Source organism: Vibrio sp. DW001 (assembly GCF_029016285.1).
Classification (GTDB): domain Bacteria; phylum Pseudomonadota; class Gammaproteobacteria; order Enterobacterales; family Vibrionaceae; genus Vibrio.
This window is the reverse complement of sequence record NZ_CP091975.1, coordinates 1567146-1589334: the sequence shown is the minus strand read 5'-3', so window position 1 is coordinate 1589334 and position 22189 is coordinate 1567146. Positions and strand designations below refer to the sequence as shown.

The following is a 22189-nucleotide window of genomic DNA, read 5'->3' as shown; positions in this document are numbered from 1 at the left end:
GATAGCGTAGACTCCGGACCAGTAAGGCTTGGTAAGGTTGTCATTGACCTCTAAGTCCATAGAATTATACGTTTAATCAAAAAGGATACCAGTTATATCATGGAAAATAACTACAGAAACGGAATTAATTAATATATTCATTGAATATGTGAATCAACTTAAAATTAAAATAGATTTTTTAAATATATTCTAACTATTTGAAGCCATATATATTAGTAAATTAAATATTAGCGGTCGCTTCTGTTATATCATTTGCATATCCACCAATTCGCAATTAACCAAGCAGTAACAGTTAAGCAAACTATACTTAACAAGTATATAATGAGGCGATTCGTCTTAACATGTTAAACAGGCAGAAAAATATTCTGTAGCGAGAACATGCCATATGATGAGAATTTACAAAACCCAAAAGCACGCTCGACACTCTGTTTTACTATCGGAACTCAGATGCTGCAACTCACCAGATTAAATACCTCATCATGATAGGGCCATTAAATATAAAAATAGTTACAAATAAAATAAATTATGAAACGGTGAAAGTTCTCGCGCGTTTATCCCCTCTACTTTTTATCAGCTGATGACTAATAAGTGTAACCAATGAAAAACACATTGATTCGCTCTACTTTACTATTGATTTTTCTTGTTGTGAGCACTGTTATCAACGCACAGGATTCTCTTCGTGTCTCAGAGGGTAACCGAGTAGACAACGATATCGATTCTACATTAAGCTTTACTAAGACCGGCTCCTCTACCGCCCCTTATAGAATAATATTCATCCATGGTTCTCCGGGAGAGAAAGAGGCCTATGACGACTATTTACATCACTCAAGTCTTCAGGAAAAAGCCGAACTCATTGCCATTGATAGACTTGGTTATGGTGATTCAGGCAAACAGGTCGAAACCTCCTTGCTCACACAAGCACAAGCCATCACCCCTTTTTTATCCCATGACAAACAAAACATATTAATCGGTCATTCACTTGGCAGTCCCATCGCGCTTCAGCTCGCATTAATAGAATCCAGTAAGATTGCAGGGATGGTTTTAGTCGCTTCTGCCTTTGACCCCGAATTAGAACACCCTAAATGGTATAACCATGCGGCCAATACACTGCTTGCCCAATGGCTACTTCCTACGGATATGAACAACTCTAACCTAGAGATGATGGTATTGTCTGAACAACTCACTAGTTTGAGCCAACAAGATTGGTCAAACTTAACGATGCCTATTCGAGTGCTACACGGCGAGGAAGATGATCTCGCCGATCCGGACAATTCAAAGTTCGCGTATGAAAAACTCAAACAAAATCAAGCGACCTTGCGTTACGTAAAAGGTGAAGGGCATTTGATCCTGTGGCAAAACGTACCCGAGGTCGTCAGTGAGATTGATCTTCTATTAAACCAGTTACCTTAATCGTTCTTTTTTCTAAACAATCGCTGTCATCAGGCAAGAGACAGGGCAAACGTAAGCAGCACAGGTAATGTTAATATACTGAAGAAGTTGCTAAACAAGACCATAGACGCCACTTTTGTGGGTTCAATATCAAAACGTTCAGCAAACAAGAAATTCATAACGGCCGGAGGCAACATGGTGAACAGAACCATCATTTGCAATTGCATAATAGGCAATGGGATAAAGAAATAGATAACAGAGAATGATACGACGCCTGTAATGAGTGACAATAAAGTGCACAGCACACCTACTTTTAAACCACTCAAACGCATATGGCACATTTGAGCGCCAAGGGATAACAGCATAACTGGTACCGCCGCCTGACCTAACAATGCAGTCGCATCATAGAGAGGATCCCAAACACCGATTCCAGACAGGTTAAGTACCAAAGCCATCATAGACGCGAGAAAGATGGGTAAGCGTACTACCTGTTTAAACGGGTTACCACCCGTTAGCAGTGTTAACCCTAAGCTAATATGCAGACACGCTGACACCACAAAAAGAAGTACCGCAGGTGCCATTGCACTGTCACCAAAGGTATAAGCAAAAAGAGGAATCGCCAAGTTGCCACCGTTACGAAACATTTGTGGAGGCGTCCACGTTTTATAATTCAGCTTCGCAAATCTGCATATAGGCCACATTAACATTCCGGGTAGCAGTACGGTGATAAATGAGGCGCTAAGCAGAGGGATCTGTGTGGCATCAAGAGGCATGGCCACAAGCGAAGAAAATACCAAAGCTGGCGTAAAAGCATCCATATTTATTCGGTTAATCGGCCGAAAATCAGGCTTTAACCAACGCCCCACAGAGAAACCAACTGCGACAAGCGCGAAAACGGGGAACAGTATCCCGACTACCTGTTCGAACATGTTTGTCCCTAATTCATCATCAAAACATAAAAGCGGCCGTTTAAGGGCCCTTACATCAAGAAGCTCAGTTCGCGTTAGGCACTTTTCGTAGCATCATTGATACGACTTGCCTTGCGCGATCCACTCTCTCTTCATCGTTAAATTTCGGTGCCATCGCTCCTTGGGCAAGCACTCGCCAATCAGGCATATTCAGGTTTCTTCCAAAGAAGACAATATACACTGAACCTTTATCCGCTTCTTTGTTATCGTAATAAAAGGTATCAACGCCAGTGGATAGCGATGTCCCTCGGTATAAGGTTTCATCGCTTAACTGGGATTCTTGCGCAAGACCAAAACTAACAACCACATCTGTATTGGGTGTATTAATGTACTGATACCCTTTATCCATCAAATCGTTCTCTATTGCTTCCTTATATACACGTAACGCTTTTCGTCCAATGTTATTGCTATCCAAAAAAGCCTTAGCGGCAACAGGATGCCAAGAAAACGTTTTTACATTAGAAAAATAGGAAGGTTGACCGACAACAATTACACCGTATTCAGGCTGTACCTCATCTTGAGTCGTTTGAACGCAAGACATTAAAAACAGGCATATGACACCAACAAATAACCTTCTCACTTAAGCCCCACTCCATAAAATCAACGGCAATTGGCACCCGATAGCCCCAACTTATTCAGCTGACAATAGTCAACATTTGTTCAAAATGATAGCGATAAACCAGTTTTTCCTTCAATTACATCGTTATGGGTCACACCTAGACCAAAGCATAATTGAGGGTTAGGTGAAATCAACCAAACTCATCATTACTAAGAAAAATAATCAGTAGGCAGAAAAAGTAAGAAGCCGACAATTATCAACCAAATCATCTTTAGAGAATAATCTATGTCAATCAATGTTCTATATAAATGGATACCTAGCCTATTATGGCTCATTGTTTCACTTATCAGTTTGTATCTTTTCGGAATCACCTCAGCGATGTTGATCTGGTTTGCTCTTCTTATCACAACAATACTGGTACGGATGACTAAACCCTCAGACACTGGCTCAACGACACACGAGAAAGCCGTGGATTCAATTGCCCCTCTTATCGCCTCTGAGATGAACTACAAAGCGGTTGGTGCGGCCGAAGTCTCTTTTGCAATTGATTTACTTAAAGATAAAGTCAGCGCTCAAGTCTCTTCTATCGAACAGATCACCCATTCATCTGGGTCCATCGCGTCGACCATCAAAACAACATCATCGTCAGCCCAACAAACACTGTTAGCGGCTCAAGAGATGCACCAACACAGCAGCGCTGGTCTAACAGAACTCAACTCAACGCTTAAAGAAATGGGTGAGATAGTCAATGAAACCACTACCTCAGTAGACAAAGTCGCTCTACTAGATGAGCAAGTAAAACGAATTAAAAAAGTAGCTCAGGTCATTGAAGATATTGCCTCTCAAACCAATTTACTCGCACTTAACGCCGCCATTGAGGCCGCTCGGGCAGGCGAATATGGTCGTGGCTTTGCTGTCGTCGCTGACGAAGTGCGAGGGTTAGCGGAACGAACCTCAAAGAGCACCGATGAGGTATCCAAAATTGTAAGCCAAGTGCTTACCGAGACCCATAAGGTGACGAGTTCCATTCAAAGCTTATCAAACAAAGTAAGCGCCGGTTCGTTGAGTTTACAAAAGGTTGAAGGTCAATTGTCAACCATCGCCTCGCTGGCACATAATGTTGAAAACCAAGTCTCCGATATTACCTCAGGCGTCGAGTCCAACGAAGAAGGTATCCACCAAATCTCAACGGCAATAAATTTTGTTCAGGGTGAGTTACTGGAAAGCGATGAACAACTACTAAAGCTTCAAGCTGAAGCACAGAAACTCATGGAGATGGCTGAACATAGTAACGCCGTATTAGTAGAACATTATCAACAAAGCGTACATTGGCCTATATACAAACTGGCGGAAAAACTCGCCCAAGATATTTCTTCCGCATTTGAAAAGGATGTCGCGTCAGGGACGATCTCTTTGGCGGCGCTGTTTGACCGACAGTACAAGCTAATCGCTGGCACGAATCCTAATAAATATCACTCCCAATATGACCGTTATTGCGACAATTTACTTCCGGCACTGCAAGAGCCTATTCTTGCCGAGCATGACCGCTTGGTTTATGCCATCGCAAATGACAACAAAGGTTACGTGCCAACTCATAACAATCAATTTTGCGAACCGTTAACAGGAGATCCTGAAATCGACATGCTAAAAAATCGGACAAAAAGACTCTTTAATGATCGAGTCGGTATACGCTGTGGAGGACATACCAAAACCATGTTGCTTCAAACCTATAAAAGAGACACCGGAGAAGTCATGCATGATTTATCGGTGCCTATACTAGTCAACGGACAACATTGGGGATCAGTAAGGTTAGGCTATCATCCCTTATTATAAAGAAAATTATCACCGCTTCACCTTGCGATTATCCTCTCTGGTTATATGCTTATGCTATTCATTTTATTAACATAGAAAATAAAATGAATAGCATTGTACCGTCACTTATCGCAGATTCTGTATGGGAATAAACAATGACAGAGAAACCTATTGTACTTTTGGTAGATGATACACCCGGAAATTTAGATGTATTAATCGGCGTACTGAACCAACACTATCAAACACGCATAGCCATTAATGGACCTCTTGCCATAAAGCTCGCTCAAATGCAGCCCCAACCAGATATTATTTTGCTCGATATAATGATGCCAGAAATGGATGGTTACCAAGTGTGCGAGCGTCTCAAAGCTAGTCCAGCCACCGCTCAAATACCCATCATATTTGTCACGGCCAAAATATCCCCAGAAGACGAGATAAAAGGCTTAGAGCTAGGCGCAGTCGATTATTTAACAAAGCCAATAACGCCCGCTATTGCACTGCAAAGGATTAAAACTCAACTTGCGTTATATGACCAAAAAAGGTCGCTATATGAAAAGGTTTTAGAACAGACCAAAGAGATAAATCAAGGCAAGCTGGAAACCATCCACAGTTTAGGCAGAGCAGCAGAATACAAAGACAATGAGACCGGCATGCATGTAATGCGCATGAGTCATTACTGTCACGTATTAGCACTTGCTGTCGGGTTGAATCAAGAAGAAGCCGACATATTACGTGACGCCGCTCCAATGCATGATATTGGGAAAATCGGCATCCCTGACAGAGTGTTGCTCAAACCGGGAAAATTGGATAAAGAAGAGTGGGCTATTATGCAAACCCATGTTGATCTCGGCGTAAACATTCTCGGCCATTACAATGACTCTACATTAATGTCTGTAGCAAGAGATGTCGCCCAACACCACCATGAAAAATGGGATGGCAGCGGTTACCCCAACGGAATCAAAGAACAGGCCATTCCAATGACAGGCAGAATAGCGGCCGTCGCAGACGTCTTCGATGCACTCACGTCCGAACGACCATACAAAGAAGCGTGGCCAGTTGAAAAAGCGGTAAACTTGTTATCTGAAGAAAAAGGAAAACACTTTGACCCGCAAATAGTTGATTTGTTTATAGAGCATCTCGATGAGATGTTGGACATTAAATCCCAATTTAAAGACTAAACCTATGCTAACTTTTTGGCGTTATCTCGTCCGTTTATCGATGACTCTGTTGCTTGTCAGTACGACAGTTAGTGCCAACGAACAATACGATACACTTTCCAGTCAACAGAAAGAATGGCTAAAACAGAACCCATCAATAACCGTCGTCGTGTTATCCGATGCCGCGCCCTATTCCTTCTTGGATGAAAATGACCAAGTATCAGGATTAAGCAACGATTACAGCCGTTTGCTCGCACAAGCCTACAACATCAACGTTAAATTTTTAGTCGTAAGCACCAAACTGGAAGTGCGTGAAGCGATAAAGATGGGCCATGCTGATCTTTACCTCTTTTCAAGCGCCATCACTGAATCACGAGCGCCATTCACTGTATCAAAACCAATAGTGCCTTATCAGTTGGCGATTATCTCATCAAAATCTCATGGCATCGCTAGCCAAATCCAACAACTAGAAAACAAGAAACTCGCGTTTATAAACGGTAGTGACGCATTCTTAAGCATTCCCGACCTTGCGGTTCGTTTTAATCCGGTCAGATTTGAAACCATCATTGATGCACTTCGCGCATTAAAAAAGGGAGAGGTCGACGCTTTTATTGCCGAACCAATAACGGCGATGGAACACGCGAAACGCTTCAACGTCAATGAGTTGGCGGTCACTATCCCTATTAATAAATGGAGACGACGCGAAGCAGGCGCATTAATCAATCGTAATAACCCCGAACTCATATCCGTTGTGGATCATTTCGTTTCTACACTCAGCCATACCGAAAAGAATAGATTATTAAAAAAATGGATTTCACCGTCACCTTATCGACCTAGCCTATCCGGTGTCCTGAGCTATGGGCTGGCACCTTACGTTTACTCGGATAGCACTTCAATGGGTTTACAGTACTCTTTGATACAACGTATCTTTATGGAAATGGGGTATCAATTTGGTAAGGTGGAAGCCTTACCAAGTACTGCAAGACAAAACATAGTCAAACAAAAACCTTCCATCGACTTTGCTCTCGTACTAGAACACTCAAAAATAGATAAACGAATATACAGTCAATCCATATTACAGTTAAAGTACGTTCCAGTGACATTAGCGGCTCGGCAGCTAAGCTTAAATAAAAACGGTCAGGCCCTGCATGTTTCCGCCACTGTTTACGAAGATAAATCAATCGGCCGATACGCTGTCGAAAAAATGACGGGGCAACTCAATACAGCTACGCTTCAATTTGAACATGATATAGACCAATCCGTCGAGCAGCTCAGAGACCAAGCTATTGATGTCTTAATCATAGAGCAACGTATCCTCGATTGGTTCATCATGCATAGCGGCAAAATCGATCCAAGTACCTTAACTCTACACCACGCCTTATCAAGCGAATTCTTGATCCCAATAGAGTTTAGAGACGAAGGGATACGGGACCAATTTGACGCCGCATTTCAGACCCTCAAAGATGACACCACCGAACTGCAGGCGTTGATTTCTCTTAGCCTTAAAAAAGACTTGCGAGAGCATATTAAAAAGGCAAAAACACTGGCTTATATCGCCGGTATGTTCATCGTCGATAAGGAGATCGACGAATTTACCACCATATTAAACCTGTTCGACCTATCGTCAGAAGCCGACTATATAGAACTGTACAGTGATATGTCGCTTCCTCCGTTTAGTACTTGGCAAGTACAGAATAACCAGATGACATTAACCACCGACAACATCGACACGTCCTACCACACTTCTGTCACCCAACAAGCCTTTTATCGAACAACAAATGGCGATAGAAAAGCAGGGTACATTAAGGTTTACTTCGACGTAAAGAAGCTGCTCAATGACCATGCGTACTTCCCCTCCTTAGGCGCATTAACTGACATTGATGGTGAGGTATACAATTACATCTCTGAGCTCTATCACAGCGATGGCTTAAGTAGCGAAGTGCTCAATCTCACTAGACAAGAGCGGGATTGGCTCACCAAAAATCGTCAAGTCGATATTGGCATTGACCCCAATGCCCTCCCATACGAATACCTAAGTGTCGACGATGAGTACTCTGGAATGATCAACGACTACCTCCAACTCATTAAAACCAAAACAGGCCTTAATATCGATGTCACCCCAGTAAGTCGCTGGAGCGAAACCGTCGCTCTTGCCGATAATAGTTTGGTTGATCTCGTCTCTGCTGCAATAGAAAATACATCCTTACAAGAAAACTATCGCCACACTGAGCCTCTTTTTTCAAGTCGGCTCGCGATTGCTTCCGAACTAAAGAATGCGGATTTAGAACTAGATAATGCTGATGGACTGACTATCGGATTGTTAGAGAATGCAGCAAATACCGCCTCTATCATGGCTGATTTTCCTAACGTAAATTGGCAATTAATAAGTAATACCGAAGAAGGGTTAGAAAGGATTAAAACCGACGAATTAGTCGGTATGGTAGACACACTACATGTGCTCAACTATCTGATCAACACACTCGGTTATGACGACTTGAAAATAGTTAGTCGAATAGATTATTACGTCACACCCAGCTTTCATGTGCTAAGAAGTAAACCGGAGATGTTAGCCATACTGAATAAAGCAATTCGTTCCATAAGTGCAGTTGAACACAAACAGATCGAAAAAAAATGGAGCGCACCGAAGTCGATAGAACGAGTGAACTATCAATTGGTGTATACCATTGGTGGGTTCTCCATATTCATTCTGCTGCTCATTTTCGCTTGGAACCGACAACTTAAGAAACAAATTTCCATTGCGAACGAAGCCAAGATACAGCTCGAAAAGGCTCAACAACAGCTCTACGCCATACTCAATACCTCACCTATTGCCGCGAGTGTCATCATGAACAATCGGATCAGTTACGTTAATGACACAGCGAAACGATTATTTCGTCTAAACGATGAACAAATCGTAGATTTCGACGTAACTAAAATCTATCAAGATCCCACGACACGCCAAGATATGTATGAACGGATCGTTGCCAACGGAAAAATAGAAAGCATCGAAATTCCCTTGATAAAAGTGGATGGTGAACATTTCACCGCACTCGCCAGTTACTATCAACTAGACATAAACGGTGAAACTGCGACCCTATTCTGGGCGTATGATATCTCTGAGCTAAAGAGGCTTAACCAGCAACTAGAAGAGGCAAAAATCGAAGCGGACAGTGCCAACAAAGCAAAGTCTGACTTTCTTGCAAATATGAGTCACGAGATCCGAACACCGATGAATGCCATCATCGGAATGTCTTATCTGGCTATCCCAGAGATCAAAAACAAGGTTGCAAAAGATTATATAGAAAAAGTCCACTACTCAGCTCAGTCCTTGCTCACTATTATCAACGATATATTAGATTTGTCCAAAATAGAGTCTGGTCATCTTGAGTTCGAATCAATCCCTTTTGTTCTATCTAAACCGATGGAAGACGTGGAACAACTGATGCAGATTAGAGCGCAAGAAAAAGGCATCGATTTTAGTCTGGAAAACGACAAAGATTGTGAAAGGTTGCTCATTGGTGACCCCTTGAGACTGTTTCAAGTGATATTGAATTTGGTCAGTAACGCGGTCAAATTTACCGATCACGGCAGCGTTACCCTATTCGCTCGAGTGACCGAAGGCAGTACAAATATGGCTAACGTGACGGTTTCCGTGACAGACAGCGGTATTGGCATCTCAGAAGCGAACATCAAAAACCTGTTCGACGCCTTTTCACAGGCGGACACGTCGACGACCCGAAAATATGGAGGGACGGGACTTGGCTTAAACATCAGCCAAAAACTACTTCATGGAATGGGAAGCCGCATGAAAGTAGCAAGTGAACAAGGGGTGGGCAGTCAGTTTTCATTCTGCTTAATGCTGCCATTTGCCAGTCAAGAACAGATCGATGCACATGCAAAATTAAAATACGAAAACAGAAAAGCGATTCAATTTAGAGGGCAGCAACTTCTATTAGTCGAGGATAACGAATTCAACCAGGAGTTAGCGGTAGCGATGTTAGACAAAATCAATCTTAAGGTTGATATAGCCAATGACGGCAAACAATCGATTGATATGGCAGGTCGACAAGAGTACCCATTAATACTCATGGATTTGCAGATGCCAATAATGGACGGCTATCAAGCCACCACTTCGTTAAGAAAAACGGGCATAGAGATTCCTATTGTTGCGATGTCAGCCAACGTTTTATCTGATGTGAAAGAACGAGCCAGTCTTGCAGGAATGGACGGTTTCATAGAGAAACCCATTGACGTGAACTCGCTTGCACAGACCTTAAGCAAATGGCTAGAGTTTGACTATATTGAACCAGAGTCTACTCCTCACCCAGAAAATGAAACATCACTTAAACAGAATATATTTTCACTTCGTGCCGCTAACATCTTCACTGATAACGATGAAACGCTACTCATCCGATTAATCAATAAGTTTATCGAACAGGCACCTAGTCAACTTGGCGTCATTGAGCAAAGCTATGCTGAGGGAGACATCGCCAACGTAGAACTCACAGCACACACGTTGAAAAGCATGTCTGCAAGTATCGGAGGTCAACAACTTGCAGAAACAATGCAAAACATTGAAAGTTTATGCTCAATTCAAGTAGAAACACCTGAGATATCTATCGCGATGACAAAGGCGACAGACCAACTGTATCAGTTAACCGTAGAGGTAGAAAATTACCTAAAGTCCGATACACAGTTCATGAGTGATTCAATAGAGCGTCCATCTAAAACCATCGCATATTCAGACTTGCTCGCAATCAAAGAAAAAGTATTGAGCTATGATGGCGAGGCGATAACATTGTTAGAACAAACGATACAAAGCAATAATGCTCAATCAGAGATAACTGAAAATATCAGAAAATCGCTCGAACGGTATGATTTTGAACAGGCCCTTTTGTTCATCGATGAGATGCTGGATGATATAGATGACGGCTAACTACGTTATTTTTGCCCTTCACAAATTGGCGACATTTTATTTGTACCTTAACTTATCGCTTTCAATTCGAGATAACCCTCTGGCGTTAGCTAGGTTAAGGATTTGACGTTTTGATTCGTTTGAGGATTCGGACCATTGCATAATTTCAGACAGACTTCGATGGCAGCCCAAGCAGATGTCTCCCCCATCTAAACAACAGTGACGAATGCACGGTGAACAAGGGGGTTCTGATTCAATAGACCTATCCTTCTTTTGCATTGAATCACTCATATTGCCTCTCTGCTGTCAAAGCGGTTGTTTTCAATTGTCTAGCCCATGGATTTCTAATTCAACTGTTGTGAACCAGTCTAGCGTCTATTTTATTGAATACAAACACCATGAACAACCAAACGTCGTTGTTCGAGTTGATAACCATAAGCTTAATTCAACTGAATAGGTATGCATCCATTGCCAATACATCCATTTCTATATCCTGATGCAACCGTTCAACATCCTGAAGATCACTGCTACCTAACGCCGCAAGTAATGGCAAAAAATGCTCTTGAGTGGGGTGATTAAAGCGCGCAAATGGTGCCTCTTGTTCGTAATTTAGTAGTGAATCGATGTCTCTATTCAACAATTTATCATGTACCCAACGGGTAAATTCACCGACCATTTCTGTACGGTTTTTTGTCGGAATCGGGTTAACGAGTTCAGCTAGGTTATGGCTTATGCCACCAGAACCCACGATTAATACGCCTTGTTCACGCAACTCAGAAATGATATTTCCATATTCAAAATTCTTCGCGGCACCTATTCTGCTGTTTATTGATATTTGCACAACGGGAACATTTGCTTCAGGGAACATGAGTCGTAATGGTATCCAAACACCGTGATCCCACCCTTGTTTATCGCTTAACGTTGAGGCTAGACCAACTTGATTAAACTTCGCCGAAATCGCTTCTGCAAGAACCGGATCCCCCGGTGCAGGATAATCTACTTGATATAATGAAGGTGGAAAGCCATAAAAATCATGAACGGTCTGTGGTTTTTTTCCACTCGTAATTATTATCTCATCCGCACTATCCAGATGCGCTGAGAACACTACAATTGCTTTGGGTACGGATAGTGTCTTACCAAGCTTCTCCAAAAAAACGGATGTTTTTGACTTCTCAACGGCCATCATGGGAGAGCCATGAGAGACAAAAAAGACGGGCATTTTTGCAAATTTTTTCATGTGAAAGCCTTAGGTCCTGTTGGTACTAGTCCACAAAGATAAAAAACCTTGAGAAAGTATTGACCTCGTTGAAAGATGTGGTCATGTATCCCTTTAATGTACGAGCCGGTGATTATCTGCTCGTTCAAGGGCATAATTAAGCTACATAGAGATGACGGCGTTCTTTCTCCACCTCACAATCACCTATACATTTTTAATGTTTAGTAACTCAACCACCAACTATTGCTCAATTTTATTGAGTAATAGTTGGTCAATCGAATATCGACCCGCCCCCTGAAAGACCAGTGATAACGCCGCGACGGTAAGAAGTAGTGCATACTCATATCCATTGTTTGCAACAAATAACCCGTTGCCAATATGAACCGACATCGCCATTGCCATAGTAAAAGCAACGACTAACGCAGCGGGTCGTGTTAAAAAGCCACATAACAACGCCAAACCACCAAAAAATTCTCCGCTGCCTGCCAGTAAGGCCATTACATATCCAGGTTCAAAGCCGATACTTGCCATCCACTGTCCCGTCCCTTCAAGACCGTAACCACCAAACCAACTGAACAGCTTTTGAGAGCCATGAGCGGCAAGAATAAGACCAAGCGGCACACGTAATATTAGTGTTGAAATACCAGATTTTGATGATAATACTTTTGCAATCATTTCGTTTTTCATAGTTGTTCTCTTTTACGTTCAATGTGGTTTGTTTATGCTCTATAATTTACTCAAAACAAGCTTGTTTATAAATACTTGCTTTATTTAAATATTATCAACAATATGTTGTCTATATACCCTGTCGACACAATCAACAACGCTATCAACCCCTTTGTATCTGTTTATATTGCTTAGCCTTTATTCAAATCACACAATTTATCCAACTCAGCTCAAAGTGTTCAGAAGAATTCGTAAACATTGCCTTTAAATAGGCTACGTTTAAGTTGCGCGCAAATTAAAGGACTATGATGATTCGACCCTCTTACTTGGCTATAACGTTGACTTTACTGTTAAGCCATCCAACCCATGCTGACAGTACAAAGCTCGAAACGATTAAACGTTGGGTGGACAAAGAGTTCTTACATTCTACTCTTTCAAAAAAAGAGCAAATCGATGAGCTGTTCTGGCTATCTAATGCCGCCAAACCATTTGATGGGCTTTCGATTAGAGTGGTATCTGAAAACATTGCGATACACACATACGAATCCAATGTACTTGCTAAAGCCTTCAGCGAAATAACAGGCATACATGTCGTCCACGAGATTACCGAAGAAGACGACTTGGTTAAGAAAATGCAGCTGCAACTCGATACTGGTATCAACCTGTACGACTCATACGTTAATGACGCCGATTTTATTGGGACCCACTACCGGTACGACAAAACCATTTCTATCTCTGCAAAAATGGATGGAGATTGGCAAGCAATTACGTTACCTACACTCGATATTAAAGACTTTATTGGAATAGAGAGCGTCAAAGGCCTTGATAACGAAATATATCAACTTCCGACGCAACAATTCGCAAACCTTTATTGGTATCGAAAGGATTGGTTTGAACGCCCAGATCTGCGGGATGAATTCCGACAAATCTACGGATACCAACTCGGGGTTCCACAAAACTGGGCAGCGTATGAAGATATTGCTGATTTCTTTACCAATAAGGTAAAACACGTTGACGGAGAACCAGTCTGGGGCCATATGGACTATGGACTCTATGACCCATCACTTGGCTGGCGAATCTCGGATTCCTGGCTAAGTTTAGCGGGCGTAAATGACCAGCCAGTAGATAACACTTCGTATAAAAACTCAAGCTTCGTTGGGGACTGGGGCATCAGAGTAGAAAACTGCCATCCGGTTGGGGCATCGGTTTCGCGAGGAGGGGCATTAAATAGCCCAGCGGCAATATATGCTGTAGAGAAATATATACACTGGCTACATGATTACGCACCACCTGAAGCCATCAAGCAAAATTTCTCATCGTCGAGTATTACCCTTGCGCAAGGGAATACCGCTCAACAAATTTTTTGGTATACCGCTTTTGTCCCTACCTTACTAAACAAAAAACTCATCGATGACGAAGGTAAACCTGTATGGCGACTTGCTCCGTCTCCCAGAGGAAAGTATTGGAAGCCGGGAATGAAATCCGGTTATCAGGATATCAGTGGTTGGACGTTCTTACACTCAACACCAGAGAATAAAGCACAAGCCGCGTGGCTCTACGCACAATTTGTTGCTTCAAAAACCGTTTCAATGAGTAAATTTTTGGTCGGTTTTACGCCCATACGACAATCCGATTTGGACTCCAATTACCTAAAGTCCCGATCGTCTGAATGGGGAGGTCTACTAGAGTTTTATCAAAGTAACGCAAGAAACTCTTGGACACCGACAGGATTAAGCGTACCGGACTATGCTTTTCTATCCAGCGCGTGGTGGCAACATATTGGTGCCGCGCTGAAGAATCAACGCACAGTAACAGAGGCGATGACGGATCTAGCAAAAGAAATGGATGATAGAATGGCAATAATAGGCACGAATACAGATATGAAATGTGAGCCAAAAATAGCAAATAAACAGTCAGAAAGTCGCTGGATAAATCGAAATGGTGCACCCTGGAAACAGAAAGTAATTGATGATAAGCCAGTTACTCTCCCTTACGAAGAAGCGCTATTGTTATGGCAAAAATACTAACCTTCATTTTGGGCTATTTCTTGACCTATCAAGCCTATGCGGATATTCGAATATTGACGTTTGCTTCGCCCCCATTAGTCAATTTTCATAATGACGACCATGCTCATACTCGTTATCATTTTACTGGATTTTCCGTCGATTTAATCGACAAAATATTTACCAAGAGCAACATCAAGTACTCGATGCAAAGTAAACCGATAAAACGAGCACTTTATGAAACCAGCCAGAAATCAAATACGTGCACCTTTCCGATTGACCGAACGCAAAACCGAGAATCAAAATACAGATGGATAGGACCCGTAGCCATTAATCGATATGCATTATACAGCGCCCCTAATGCAGAGGTTGAATTAACCACATTAGTAGACGCAAAACCCTATACTCTCGCTGCCTATGCAGGAACTGGTATCGCTAATTATTTGAACGAACGTGATTTCTCTATGTATGAAACCAAAAGCCTAGAACACGGTTTGCAAATGTTGAACAGTAATCGAGTCCAACTGTGGGTTGCTGACACCAACTCGGCAAAATTATTGGCTGAAAAAACAGACATTAGCCTTCTAGAGCCGGAACTTATTTTCTTTACCAGCATCAGTTTTATGGCCTGTAATATCGATACACCAGAATCAGAACTTACGGAACTCGAAGCGAAACTAAAACGCATGTATCAATCTGGCGAAGCGCAAAAAATTCTTCATTTAGATAATTAAAAAAGCAGCAATTAAATTGCTGCTTTTTGGGTTAATTCAACGATACGAACGACAAGACTATAATCCAGCTAAAAAGCCTGTAATTTTCTCTTCGTGAGCAATTCGAGTTGCTTCGCTAACCGCTTGAGTATTTTTATGTGAGAAGTACACAAGAATCGCCATTTGAGCGGTTAGACGGTTTTCCGCTTCATCAAATGCAACAGAATACTCACTTTCAAGCGCACCACGAGTCACTTCTTCTTTATCGTTTGCTGGCAAACAATGCAATAGCATCGCCCCTGGTTTAGCTTTCGCCATCAGCTCTTCCGTAATAACATAATCAGGCATAAATGCAGCTAATCGCTCCGCTTTCTCATCCATTTGAGTGACCCAATAAAAACTGTCGCCATAAACAACATCACAATCACTGATTCTTTCTACATCATCAGTAATTTCAATGTGACCACCAGATTCTTTACAGTACGTTTCTGCTAGATCAACCCACTCTTGCTCCATTTGGTATTTCTTAGGACCGATTTGCTTGAAACCCATACCGTATTTAGCGCAAGTTAACATCAAAGAACGGCATACATCAGTCGCATCTCCCATGAACGCTAACGTCAAATCTGATAATGTGCGACCATCCGTAATGTGTTCTTTCACTGTGAATAAGTCGGCTAACATCTGAGTTGGATGGAAACGAGTATCTAGTCCATTAATGACGGGAACCGTAGACATTCTAATCAGCCCATCAAGTGTCTCCGGACTGTTGGTTCTTGCCATGATAATGTCACACATACGAGATAACACGCGTGATGTATCATCAATCGACTCTTTACCCCCTAAATGAATATCTTTAGGAGATAAAAACAGAGCATGACCACCCAATAATGTTGCTGCAACTTCAAAAGAAACACGAGTACGAGTTGAGCCTGCTTCGAAAATCATACCAACAGATTTGCCTTTGAATAACTGAGGTACTGCGTTATCTTTTCTTGCTTCTTTTAAATAACTCATCAGTTCCATCATGTTATCCATCTCTTTTACTGAGAAGTCTTTCATTGAAACCATGTGTTCGATATTTGTTTTATTTAAGTCAGTCGCACTTGAAGATGGAAGTTTCATTACAGGATCCTTTTTTAAATCATTGAATGATATTTAATTAAATGAGAAGTTACTAAATAGGTATTACTTGAATATATAATGAGTGTAAATATTCACATTTTATTCTTCACTCATTATTTTCGATAATTTTATTATCCACTATTAAATAAACGAATTCTAAAACTAGAATCACTAATCGGTAAGGTGCGACTAGTGGCTTTAAATTGCATGACAAGAATCACATATATTATTTTAAACGAATTTAATTTTCGATATTTGATTTTAATAGCGACTATCTTGCAAAAAAATAGCCAGACATTTGATATTACTCAAATTCCTGACTATTTAATGAACGATTTTGTCGTTTAGTGCTTTGGTAATATCTTCGGTAAATACGCACCTAAATACGCTTCCGTGATCACCAGTGCTTCTCGAGCCATTTCTGGCTCTATCTCACCAATCTGTCTATAGTTAAGTGAGTACACTTTATCGGCTACTTGCAGCGCGATAGCAAAGATATTCACGTCTTTCGGTAGCTCTGGCAAGACAAAATGTCGACGATAAATAGCCTCCACTTTACTTCCAAGTAACAAGTCGTTTTGCGCATCTTCATTACGGACGGAGGCATAGGTATGCTGACCTAGCAACGTATGTTGCGCCAATGGCGACTGTCGATAATAACTGACAAAACCTTGTTCAATCATACGATTAATATCAGACCAATGAACTATCTCATCTTCGACAATAGACTCGTCCAAAACCGTGATGAAATCCTCAAAGATCCCTTTCATCAACTCGCATATTAACGACTCAATATTTGGATAATGATGATACACAGTAGAGGCAGCGATCGAGGCTTCTTTTGCGACATCGTAAATCGATATTGAATCAACACTGCGCTTTGATGCCAAAGCAATCGCCGCTGAATGTATTCTTTCTAGCCTCTGTTCTGTAGACTCTTTTTTCATTTCCAATTAAGCCTTATGGTTAGCGTTAGAGGCGAATGTGTGTACCCGACTGTCCATCCATTATCTCGTAAGCTTTATGTAAAGAACCGATATGTCCTGTCCCTTTTGTCTGTTGTGCAAATTCACAACATGCGTCTACCTTCGGCGCCATTGATCCCGCTGCAAAAGTATATTTCTGCAACTCTTCAACAGTAACATCATAGAGTGCGACCTCTGTTGATTTACCCCAATCGATACAAACATTTTCACCATCCGTCAGAATTAAAAAATGTTCTGCATTTAATTGTTTGGCTAACGTTGCAGCGGAAAGGTCTTTATCTATTACCGCCTCAACCCCAGTAACACCCGTGTTGGTTTCAATGATTGGACAGCCTCCGCCACCGCAGCATATTACAGTATGATCGGCATCTAATAGTGTGCGAATGCTATCAATCTCAACAATTTTTTGAGGATAAGGCGATGGAACGACCCGACGCCAGTAATCACCATCGGGCTTAATACTCCAACCATACTCGTCTGATTTTTCTTGGGCTACCTTCTTGTCGTAGACTGGGCCGATAAACTTACTTGGATCAGAAAATGCCGGATCATCTTTGTCGACTGCAATCTGCGTCAACAATGTGCTCACCTTTCCATTTGGCATATATTTTTGTAGGCCCTGAGCCATAAGATAACCGATCATCCCTTGTGTTTCTGCACCTAACACATCTAATGGATAAGGTGGCACGTCGGTGTACGCTAGGTTTTGCAATGCCAATAAACCGACTTGAGGACCATTACCATGTACGATTACGACTCTATAACTTTCGCTCAGTTTGGCTAATGCCCTTGTTGCAACATCAATGTTCTTAACTTGGTTCTCGTAGCTCATTAATTCGCCACGTTGCAATAAAGCGTTTCCGCCCACTGCAACAACTATAATAGGATTTTTATTATTCATAATATTCACCGGTTTGTTCTACACTGTTCATTTTATGCGTTCAATTTATCTTTTTTTTCCATCCTATAAACTTGATCAGAATCAATTTTATCGACTAAGGCAATTACCCAACTAATAATTATGCTGAGCGTCACGACTTTATTACTAAATATTCAAGTATCACCGATAAGTGATTCTCCTAACAATTAATAAAGCATAAAGACACTATATTTATAACGTCAAATTTGAATCATATTCACACGTTAAATAAATTAGTCGTATGAATAAACATTAAAACGGAGAAATAAAATGGATACTCAAAGTTCTGGTGGCAAAATGGGGGTCGGTAGCCTCGCCTTATTTAGCTTATGTGCCGTTATTGTCGTCGATACATTGACTGCATCGGCGTCAATAGGTGTAAGCGCTATCGGTTGGTGGTTAGTTACCTTAGTTGTTTTTGTCATCCCCTACGGACTTATAACATCAGAACTGGGCACGACTTATCCCGGAGATGGCGGTATTTACGATTGGGTTAAAAAAGCATTTGGATATAAATGGGCCGTAAGAACAACGTGGTTTTACTGGATCAATGTGGGCTTGTGGATGCCTGCTGTTTACATCATGTTTGCGGGAATGTTCGCCGAATTATTTTATCCAGAATTGGCGATGGTTTGGCAAATAGCTATCTGTATCGTCTTAACTTGGTTAACTATTTGGGTCTGCAATGTCTCCGTAGATGTTGGCGTGTGGGTGACCAGCGCAGGTGCCATTCTTAAAATTATTGTTATCTCTGTCCTTGGTTTTGGTGGCTTTTTCTATGCGCTTAAAAATGGGGTTGCTAACGAATTCTCTTTCTCTGCAATGTTACCAAGTTTAGACACTGGCGTCGCTTTCCTTCCTGCTCTCGTCTTCAACCTTATGGGTTTCGAACTTGTTGCGACGATGACTAAAGAGATGAAAGATGTTCGAGATATGCCTAAATCTATCTTCTTAGCCGCGGGAATTACCGCATTCTTATACGTGTTTGGTACCGTGGGAATTTTACTGGCATTGCCTGTAGAAGATATTGGCCTCGTAGCGGGCATCATCGACACACTTCGCAAGCTATTTGGTGACAGCGCAATGGGTCACTTCATGGTATATGCGATCGGTATTATGGCACTACTGACTTTCATCGGAAATATGGTGACATGGACGATGGGTGCTAGCCGTGCAGCAGCAGAGGCCGCAAGTGAAGGTGAACTTCCTGAGATCGTTGGCAAGATGTCTGAAAAACACGACACGCCTGTCGGTGCGAATAACATCACAGGGATTGTCTCTACGGTTGTTATCTTGGCCTACGCAGTCTTTGCCCAAGGTAGCGATGAACTGTTTTGGTCTGTATTTGCCTTCTCTAGCTGTGTGTTCTTACTTCCTTATCTATTCATGTTCCCTTCTTACCTCAAACTTCGTGTAAGCGATGCAGAAACTGAGCGGCCTTTCCGAGTGCCTGGTGGTATTGGCGTGCAATGGGTGTTGAGCATCATCTGCTTTCTAGTTATTGCTCAAGCCGTCGTGCTTTTCATTTTCCCAGACTTAATCACACTCAGCGTTGATTGGGTTTACAGCGCACCAGTTCTTATCGGTGTATTCCTTACCGTTGCTATCGGCGAGTATTTGTTGAAGTTAGCCGTCGCTAAGAAAGTTGACGAAGTCAATAAAGAGTCAGCTGAAACTCTTTCTCAAAGCCATTAATTAGGACATATGATCATGAGCAATAGAATTCATTCAATTCCAAGAAACGATGGCTTTAGAATGCCAGGTGAACATGAACCACAAGAGTCTATATGGATGGCTTGGCCTGAGCGTACAGACAATTGGCGGTACGGCGGAAAACCCGCGCAGAAGACATTTGCTGAAGTAGCAAAAGCCATTGCACAAACCACACCCGTAACTATGATTGTGAGTGCCACTCAGTTTGAGAATGCTCGCGGTATGTTACCCGCGGAAGTCAGGCTTGTAGAAATGAGTACTGACGACGCTTGGATGCGAGATATAGGCCCATCTTATGTGGTTAATGATGAAGGCGAACGTCGCGGGATTGATTGGCACTTTAACGCGTGGGGTGGTTTAGTTGATGGCCTGTATTATCCTTGGCATAACGACGACGCTGTCGCTCAGAAAGTGTGCGAAATACTGGGGGACGACAGTTATAGAGCGCCCATCGTTTTAGAAGGTGGCTCCATCCATGTTGACGGTGAAGGAACACTCTTTACCACCGAAGAATGTTTGCTGCACGAAAGTCGAAATCCTGACTTATCACGCGAAGAAATTGAAAATGTACTTTGCGAACATTTGTCTGTCGACAAGATCATCTGGATACCATCGGGCTTGTTTAATGATGAAACCAATGGACACGTAGATAATCTAATCCACGTGGTTCGTCCTGGTGAAGTCGTACTAACATGGTGTGACGATGAATCCGACCCGCAGTATGAATTGTCTCGTACTGCACTGGATGCCTTACTCACGCAAAAAGATGCAAAAGGAAGAAAACTTAACGTTCACAAAATCCCAATGCCAGGGCCACTATATATCACTGAAGACGAGGCAAGTGGTGTCGATATGTCTGATGGGATGGAACGAGTACCTGGAGAAAGACTAGCGGGTTCATACGCTAATTACTTGGTGACCAATGACCAAATAATTTACCCATTACTAGACAAAACACTGGATGCTGAGGTTGAGGCTATTCTTAACAACCTCTATCCTGGTTACAAAGTGACGGGCGTGAACGCACGTGAAATTCTACTGGGCGGGGGAAATATTCACTGTATTACTCAACAGATACCAGCCATTAAATAACGTCGCTTGTAACGATATAATCACATAACCAACGAGCCTCGCACTGTCATTACATAGAGCGGGGCTTTTTATTCCTCATCAAATAGATCTCGCTGTGGACTGAGCAAATCTATTGAGTCTTGTGGCTTCTTCTTTCCTTGAAGGACCTTTCTTCGGTATCTTTGCTTGCACAGCTTTATCACGTGAAGTTGTTGTGTAGGGGTGAACTTTTGCCAATTAAAGCGCTCGTCTCTTTTACGCATACAGCCATTGCAATAGCCTTTCTCATCTACTGAGCACACCCCAATACATGGGCTAGGTACGGTAAAAAATTCAAGTTGTTCCATAGAAGATAAAACGTCTTATTTACTATTACTAATTCTATATTAGTTCCATAACGCCTTGATAACAATTTACATTCTATTTTAATCCATTACTTTTCCCTGACACCAAGCCCGATATTGGGTCTATACTTCAAATAATTAAAATTTCCTATGCTGGAGCCCGTTATGAAAAAACTGATTGCTGTCGTTACATTACCCCTATTACTTACTGCATGCCAAAGTACCGGAGATGAAAATAACATGGCGAAAACGATCTCTGTTCAAGATCTACAGCACCATAATTGGGAGCTCACTCAAATTGATGGTAAAACCGTCATTACGCCAGATAGCATGCAAGCTCCTCGTCTGGAAATCGGTGAGAAGATGACAGCAAATGGGAATGCTGGCTGTAACAACTTCTTTGGACAAGGCGAGCTCGACGGAAACAATTTCCGTATCCTACAGATGGGCATGACGATGAAGATGTGTGTCAACGATGTGATGGGAACCGAAATGGTACTCTCACAAACTCTGCCTGAGTGGAACAAGATGGTATTAACGAAAGAGACAATGACGCTAACGAGCGAAAACCATACGTTGACGTTCAAGTTAAGTGATTGGAAGTAGCGAAAACCACGCAGATTCCCGTTTTAA

18 protein-coding genes are annotated in these 22189 nt (G+C 42.0%); 9 read left to right on the top strand and 9 right to left on the bottom strand.

The features are described 5' to 3' along the window. The first annotated feature begins 597 nt into the window (after positions 1–597). Positions 598–1410, top strand: a complete 813-nt coding sequence (locus L3V77_RS07485) for an alpha/beta hydrolase (RefSeq protein ID WP_275136441.1) — start codon at positions 598–600, stop codon at positions 1408–1410. A gap of 29 nt (positions 1411–1439) precedes the next feature. Here the strand turns inward: L3V77_RS07485 and L3V77_RS07480 are convergent, their stop codons facing one another. Together L3V77_RS07480 and L3V77_RS07475 are read right to left on the bottom strand one after the other, a co-directional pair. Beyond that, positions 1440–2318 carry an AEC family transporter gene (locus tag L3V77_RS07480; protein ID WP_275136440.1) on the bottom strand — a complete coding sequence of 293 codons (879 nt, stop codon included), beginning with the start codon at positions 2316–2318 and terminating at the stop codon, positions 1440–1442. Positions 2319–2382: 64 nt separating this feature from the next. Beyond that, a complete protein-coding gene (locus L3V77_RS07475; RefSeq protein WP_275136439.1) occupies positions 2383–2937 on the bottom strand; it encodes a DUF4136 domain-containing protein in 555 nt (184 codons plus the stop codon). A gap of 264 nt (positions 2938–3201) precedes the next feature. Between L3V77_RS07475 and L3V77_RS07470 the strand changes: the two genes are divergently transcribed. The 3 genes from L3V77_RS07470 to L3V77_RS07460 all read left to right on the top strand — a co-directional run bounded on the left by L3V77_RS07470 (position 3202) and on the right by L3V77_RS07460 (position 10821). After that, positions 3202–4749 (top strand): methyl-accepting chemotaxis protein, encoded by a 1548-nt coding sequence (locus L3V77_RS07470; RefSeq protein WP_275136438.1) that lies wholly within the window; start codon positions 3202–3204, stop codon positions 4747–4749. A gap of 134 nt (positions 4750–4883) precedes the next feature. Then, on the top strand, positions 4884–5906 hold the full coding sequence (locus tag L3V77_RS07465; RefSeq protein WP_275136437.1) for a two-component system response regulator: 1023 nt from the start codon (positions 4884–4886) through the stop codon (positions 5904–5906). Positions 5907–5910: 4 nt separating this feature from the next. Next, entirely contained in the window at positions 5911–10821 is a 4911-nt protein-coding gene (locus tag L3V77_RS07460; protein WP_275136436.1) for a transporter substrate-binding domain-containing protein, read from the top strand. 36 nt (positions 10822–10857) lie between these two features. Here L3V77_RS07460 and L3V77_RS07455 read toward each other — a convergent pair whose 3' ends face one another. The 3 genes from L3V77_RS07455 to L3V77_RS07445 all read right to left on the bottom strand — a co-directional run bounded on the left by L3V77_RS07455 (position 10858) and on the right by L3V77_RS07445 (position 12703). After that, positions 10858–11079 carry a DUF1289 domain-containing protein gene (locus L3V77_RS07455; RefSeq protein ID WP_275136714.1) on the bottom strand — a complete coding sequence of 74 codons (222 nt, stop codon included), beginning with the start codon at positions 11077–11079 and terminating at the stop codon, positions 10858–10860. 166 nt (positions 11080–11245) lie between these two features. After that, positions 11246–12037 (bottom strand): class III extradiol ring-cleavage dioxygenase, encoded by a 792-nt coding sequence (locus L3V77_RS07450; protein ID WP_275136435.1) that lies wholly within the window; start codon positions 12035–12037, stop codon positions 11246–11248. 219 nt (positions 12038–12256) lie between these two features. Continuing rightward, positions 12257–12703, bottom strand: a complete 447-nt coding sequence (locus L3V77_RS07445) for a DoxX family protein (RefSeq protein WP_275136434.1) — start codon at positions 12701–12703, stop codon at positions 12257–12259. A 317-nt stretch (positions 12704–13020) separates the two neighbouring features. Here L3V77_RS07445 and L3V77_RS07440 point away from each other — a divergent pair, with 317 nt between their 5' ends. Both L3V77_RS07440 and L3V77_RS07435 read left to right on the top strand, forming a co-directional pair. Beyond that, positions 13021–14709: an ABC transporter substrate-binding protein gene (locus L3V77_RS07440; RefSeq protein ID WP_275136433.1), complete on the top strand. Its 1689-nt coding sequence runs from the start codon at positions 13021–13023 to the stop codon at positions 14707–14709. After that, positions 14694–15419 carry an ABC transporter substrate-binding protein gene (locus tag L3V77_RS07435; RefSeq protein WP_275136432.1) on the top strand — a complete coding sequence of 242 codons (726 nt, stop codon included), beginning with the start codon at positions 14694–14696 and terminating at the stop codon, positions 15417–15419. Before L3V77_RS07440 ends, L3V77_RS07435 begins: the two co-directional genes overlap by 16 nt. A 57-nt stretch (positions 15420–15476) precedes the next feature. Here the strand turns inward: L3V77_RS07435 and argF are convergent, their stop codons facing one another. The 3 genes from argF to arcC form a co-directional block, all read right to left on the bottom strand. After that, positions 15477–16523 (bottom strand): ornithine carbamoyltransferase, encoded by a 1047-nt coding sequence (gene argF, locus L3V77_RS07430; protein WP_275136431.1) that lies wholly within the window; start codon positions 16521–16523, stop codon positions 15477–15479. Between the two features lie 344 nt (positions 16524–16867). After that, complete coding sequence (locus L3V77_RS07425) at positions 16868–17470, bottom strand: TetR/AcrR family transcriptional regulator (protein ID WP_275136430.1); 603 nt, start codon at positions 17468–17470, stop codon at positions 16868–16870. A gap of 25 nt (positions 17471–17495) precedes the next feature. Further along, positions 17496–18410, bottom strand: coding sequence for a carbamate kinase (gene arcC / locus L3V77_RS07420; protein ID WP_275136429.1), 915 nt, complete (start codon positions 18408–18410; stop codon positions 17496–17498). 288 nt (positions 18411–18698) lie between these two features. Here arcC and L3V77_RS07415 point away from each other — a divergent pair, with 288 nt between their 5' ends. Together L3V77_RS07415 and aguA are read left to right on the top strand one after the other, a co-directional pair. Next, on the top strand, positions 18699–20123 hold the full coding sequence (locus L3V77_RS07415; RefSeq protein ID WP_275136428.1) for an APC family permease: 1425 nt from the start codon (positions 18699–18701) through the stop codon (positions 20121–20123). A 15-nt stretch (positions 20124–20138) separates the two neighbouring features. Then, on the top strand, positions 20139–21233 hold the full coding sequence (gene aguA / locus L3V77_RS07410; protein WP_275136427.1) for an agmatine deiminase: 1095 nt from the start codon (positions 20139–20141) through the stop codon (positions 21231–21233). A gap of 68 nt (positions 21234–21301) precedes the next feature. Here aguA and L3V77_RS07405 read toward each other — a convergent pair whose 3' ends face one another. Beyond that, a complete protein-coding gene (locus tag L3V77_RS07405) occupies positions 21302–21559 on the bottom strand; it encodes a DUF1289 domain-containing protein (RefSeq protein ID WP_275136426.1) in 258 nt (85 codons plus the stop codon). Between the two features lie 150 nt (positions 21560–21709). Here L3V77_RS07405 and L3V77_RS07400 point away from each other — a divergent pair, with 150 nt between their 5' ends. After that, positions 21710–22162: an META domain-containing protein gene (locus tag L3V77_RS07400; RefSeq protein WP_275136713.1), complete on the top strand. Its 453-nt coding sequence runs from the start codon at positions 21710–21712 to the stop codon at positions 22160–22162. The last annotated feature ends 27 nt before the right edge of the window (positions 22163–22189 follow it).

Bases quoted from the DNA above. Each gene is read 5' to 3' on its own strand.
- L3V77_RS07485 (WP_275136441.1), top strand. From the start codon at position 598: ATGAAAAACACATTGATTCGCTCTACTTTACTATTGATTTTTCTTGTT.
- L3V77_RS07480 (WP_275136440.1), bottom strand. From the start codon at position 2,318: ATGTTCGAACAGGTAGTCGGGATACTGTTCCCCGTTTTCGCGCTTGTC.
- L3V77_RS07470 (WP_275136438.1), top strand. From the start codon at position 3,202: ATGTCAATCAATGTTCTATATAAATGGATACCTAGCCTATTATGGCTC.
- L3V77_RS07465 (WP_275136437.1), top strand. From the start codon at position 4,884: ATGACAGAGAAACCTATTGTACTTTTGGTAGATGATACACCCGGAAAT.
- L3V77_RS07460 (WP_275136436.1), top strand. From the start codon at position 5,911: ATGCTAACTTTTTGGCGTTATCTCGTCCGTTTATCGATGACTCTGTTG.
- L3V77_RS07455 (WP_275136714.1), bottom strand. From the start codon at position 11,079: ATGCAAAAGAAGGATAGGTCTATTGAATCAGAACCCCCTTGTTCACCG.
- L3V77_RS07450 (WP_275136435.1), bottom strand. From the start codon at position 12,037: ATGAAAAAATTTGCAAAAATGCCCGTCTTTTTTGTCTCTCATGGCTCT.
- L3V77_RS07445 (WP_275136434.1), bottom strand. From the start codon at position 12,703: ATGAAAAACGAAATGATTGCAAAAGTATTATCATCAAAATCTGGTATT.
- L3V77_RS07435 (WP_275136432.1), top strand. From the start codon at position 14,694: ATGGCAAAAATACTAACCTTCATTTTGGGCTATTTCTTGACCTATCAA.
- argF (WP_275136431.1), bottom strand. From the start codon at position 16,523: ATGAAACTTCCATCTTCAAGTGCGACTGACTTAAATAAAACAAATATC.
- L3V77_RS07425 (WP_275136430.1), bottom strand. From the start codon at position 17,470: ATGAAAAAAGAGTCTACAGAACAGAGGCTAGAAAGAATACATTCAGCG.
- arcC (WP_275136429.1), bottom strand. From the start codon at position 18,410: ATGAATAATAAAAATCCTATTATAGTTGTTGCAGTGGGCGGAAACGCT.
- L3V77_RS07415 (WP_275136428.1), top strand. From the start codon at position 18,699: ATGGATACTCAAAGTTCTGGTGGCAAAATGGGGGTCGGTAGCCTCGCC.
- aguA (WP_275136427.1), top strand. From the start codon at position 20,139: ATGAGCAATAGAATTCATTCAATTCCAAGAAACGATGGCTTTAGAATG.
- L3V77_RS07405 (WP_275136426.1), bottom strand. From the start codon at position 21,559: ATGGAACAACTTGAATTTTTTACCGTACCTAGCCCATGTATTGGGGTG.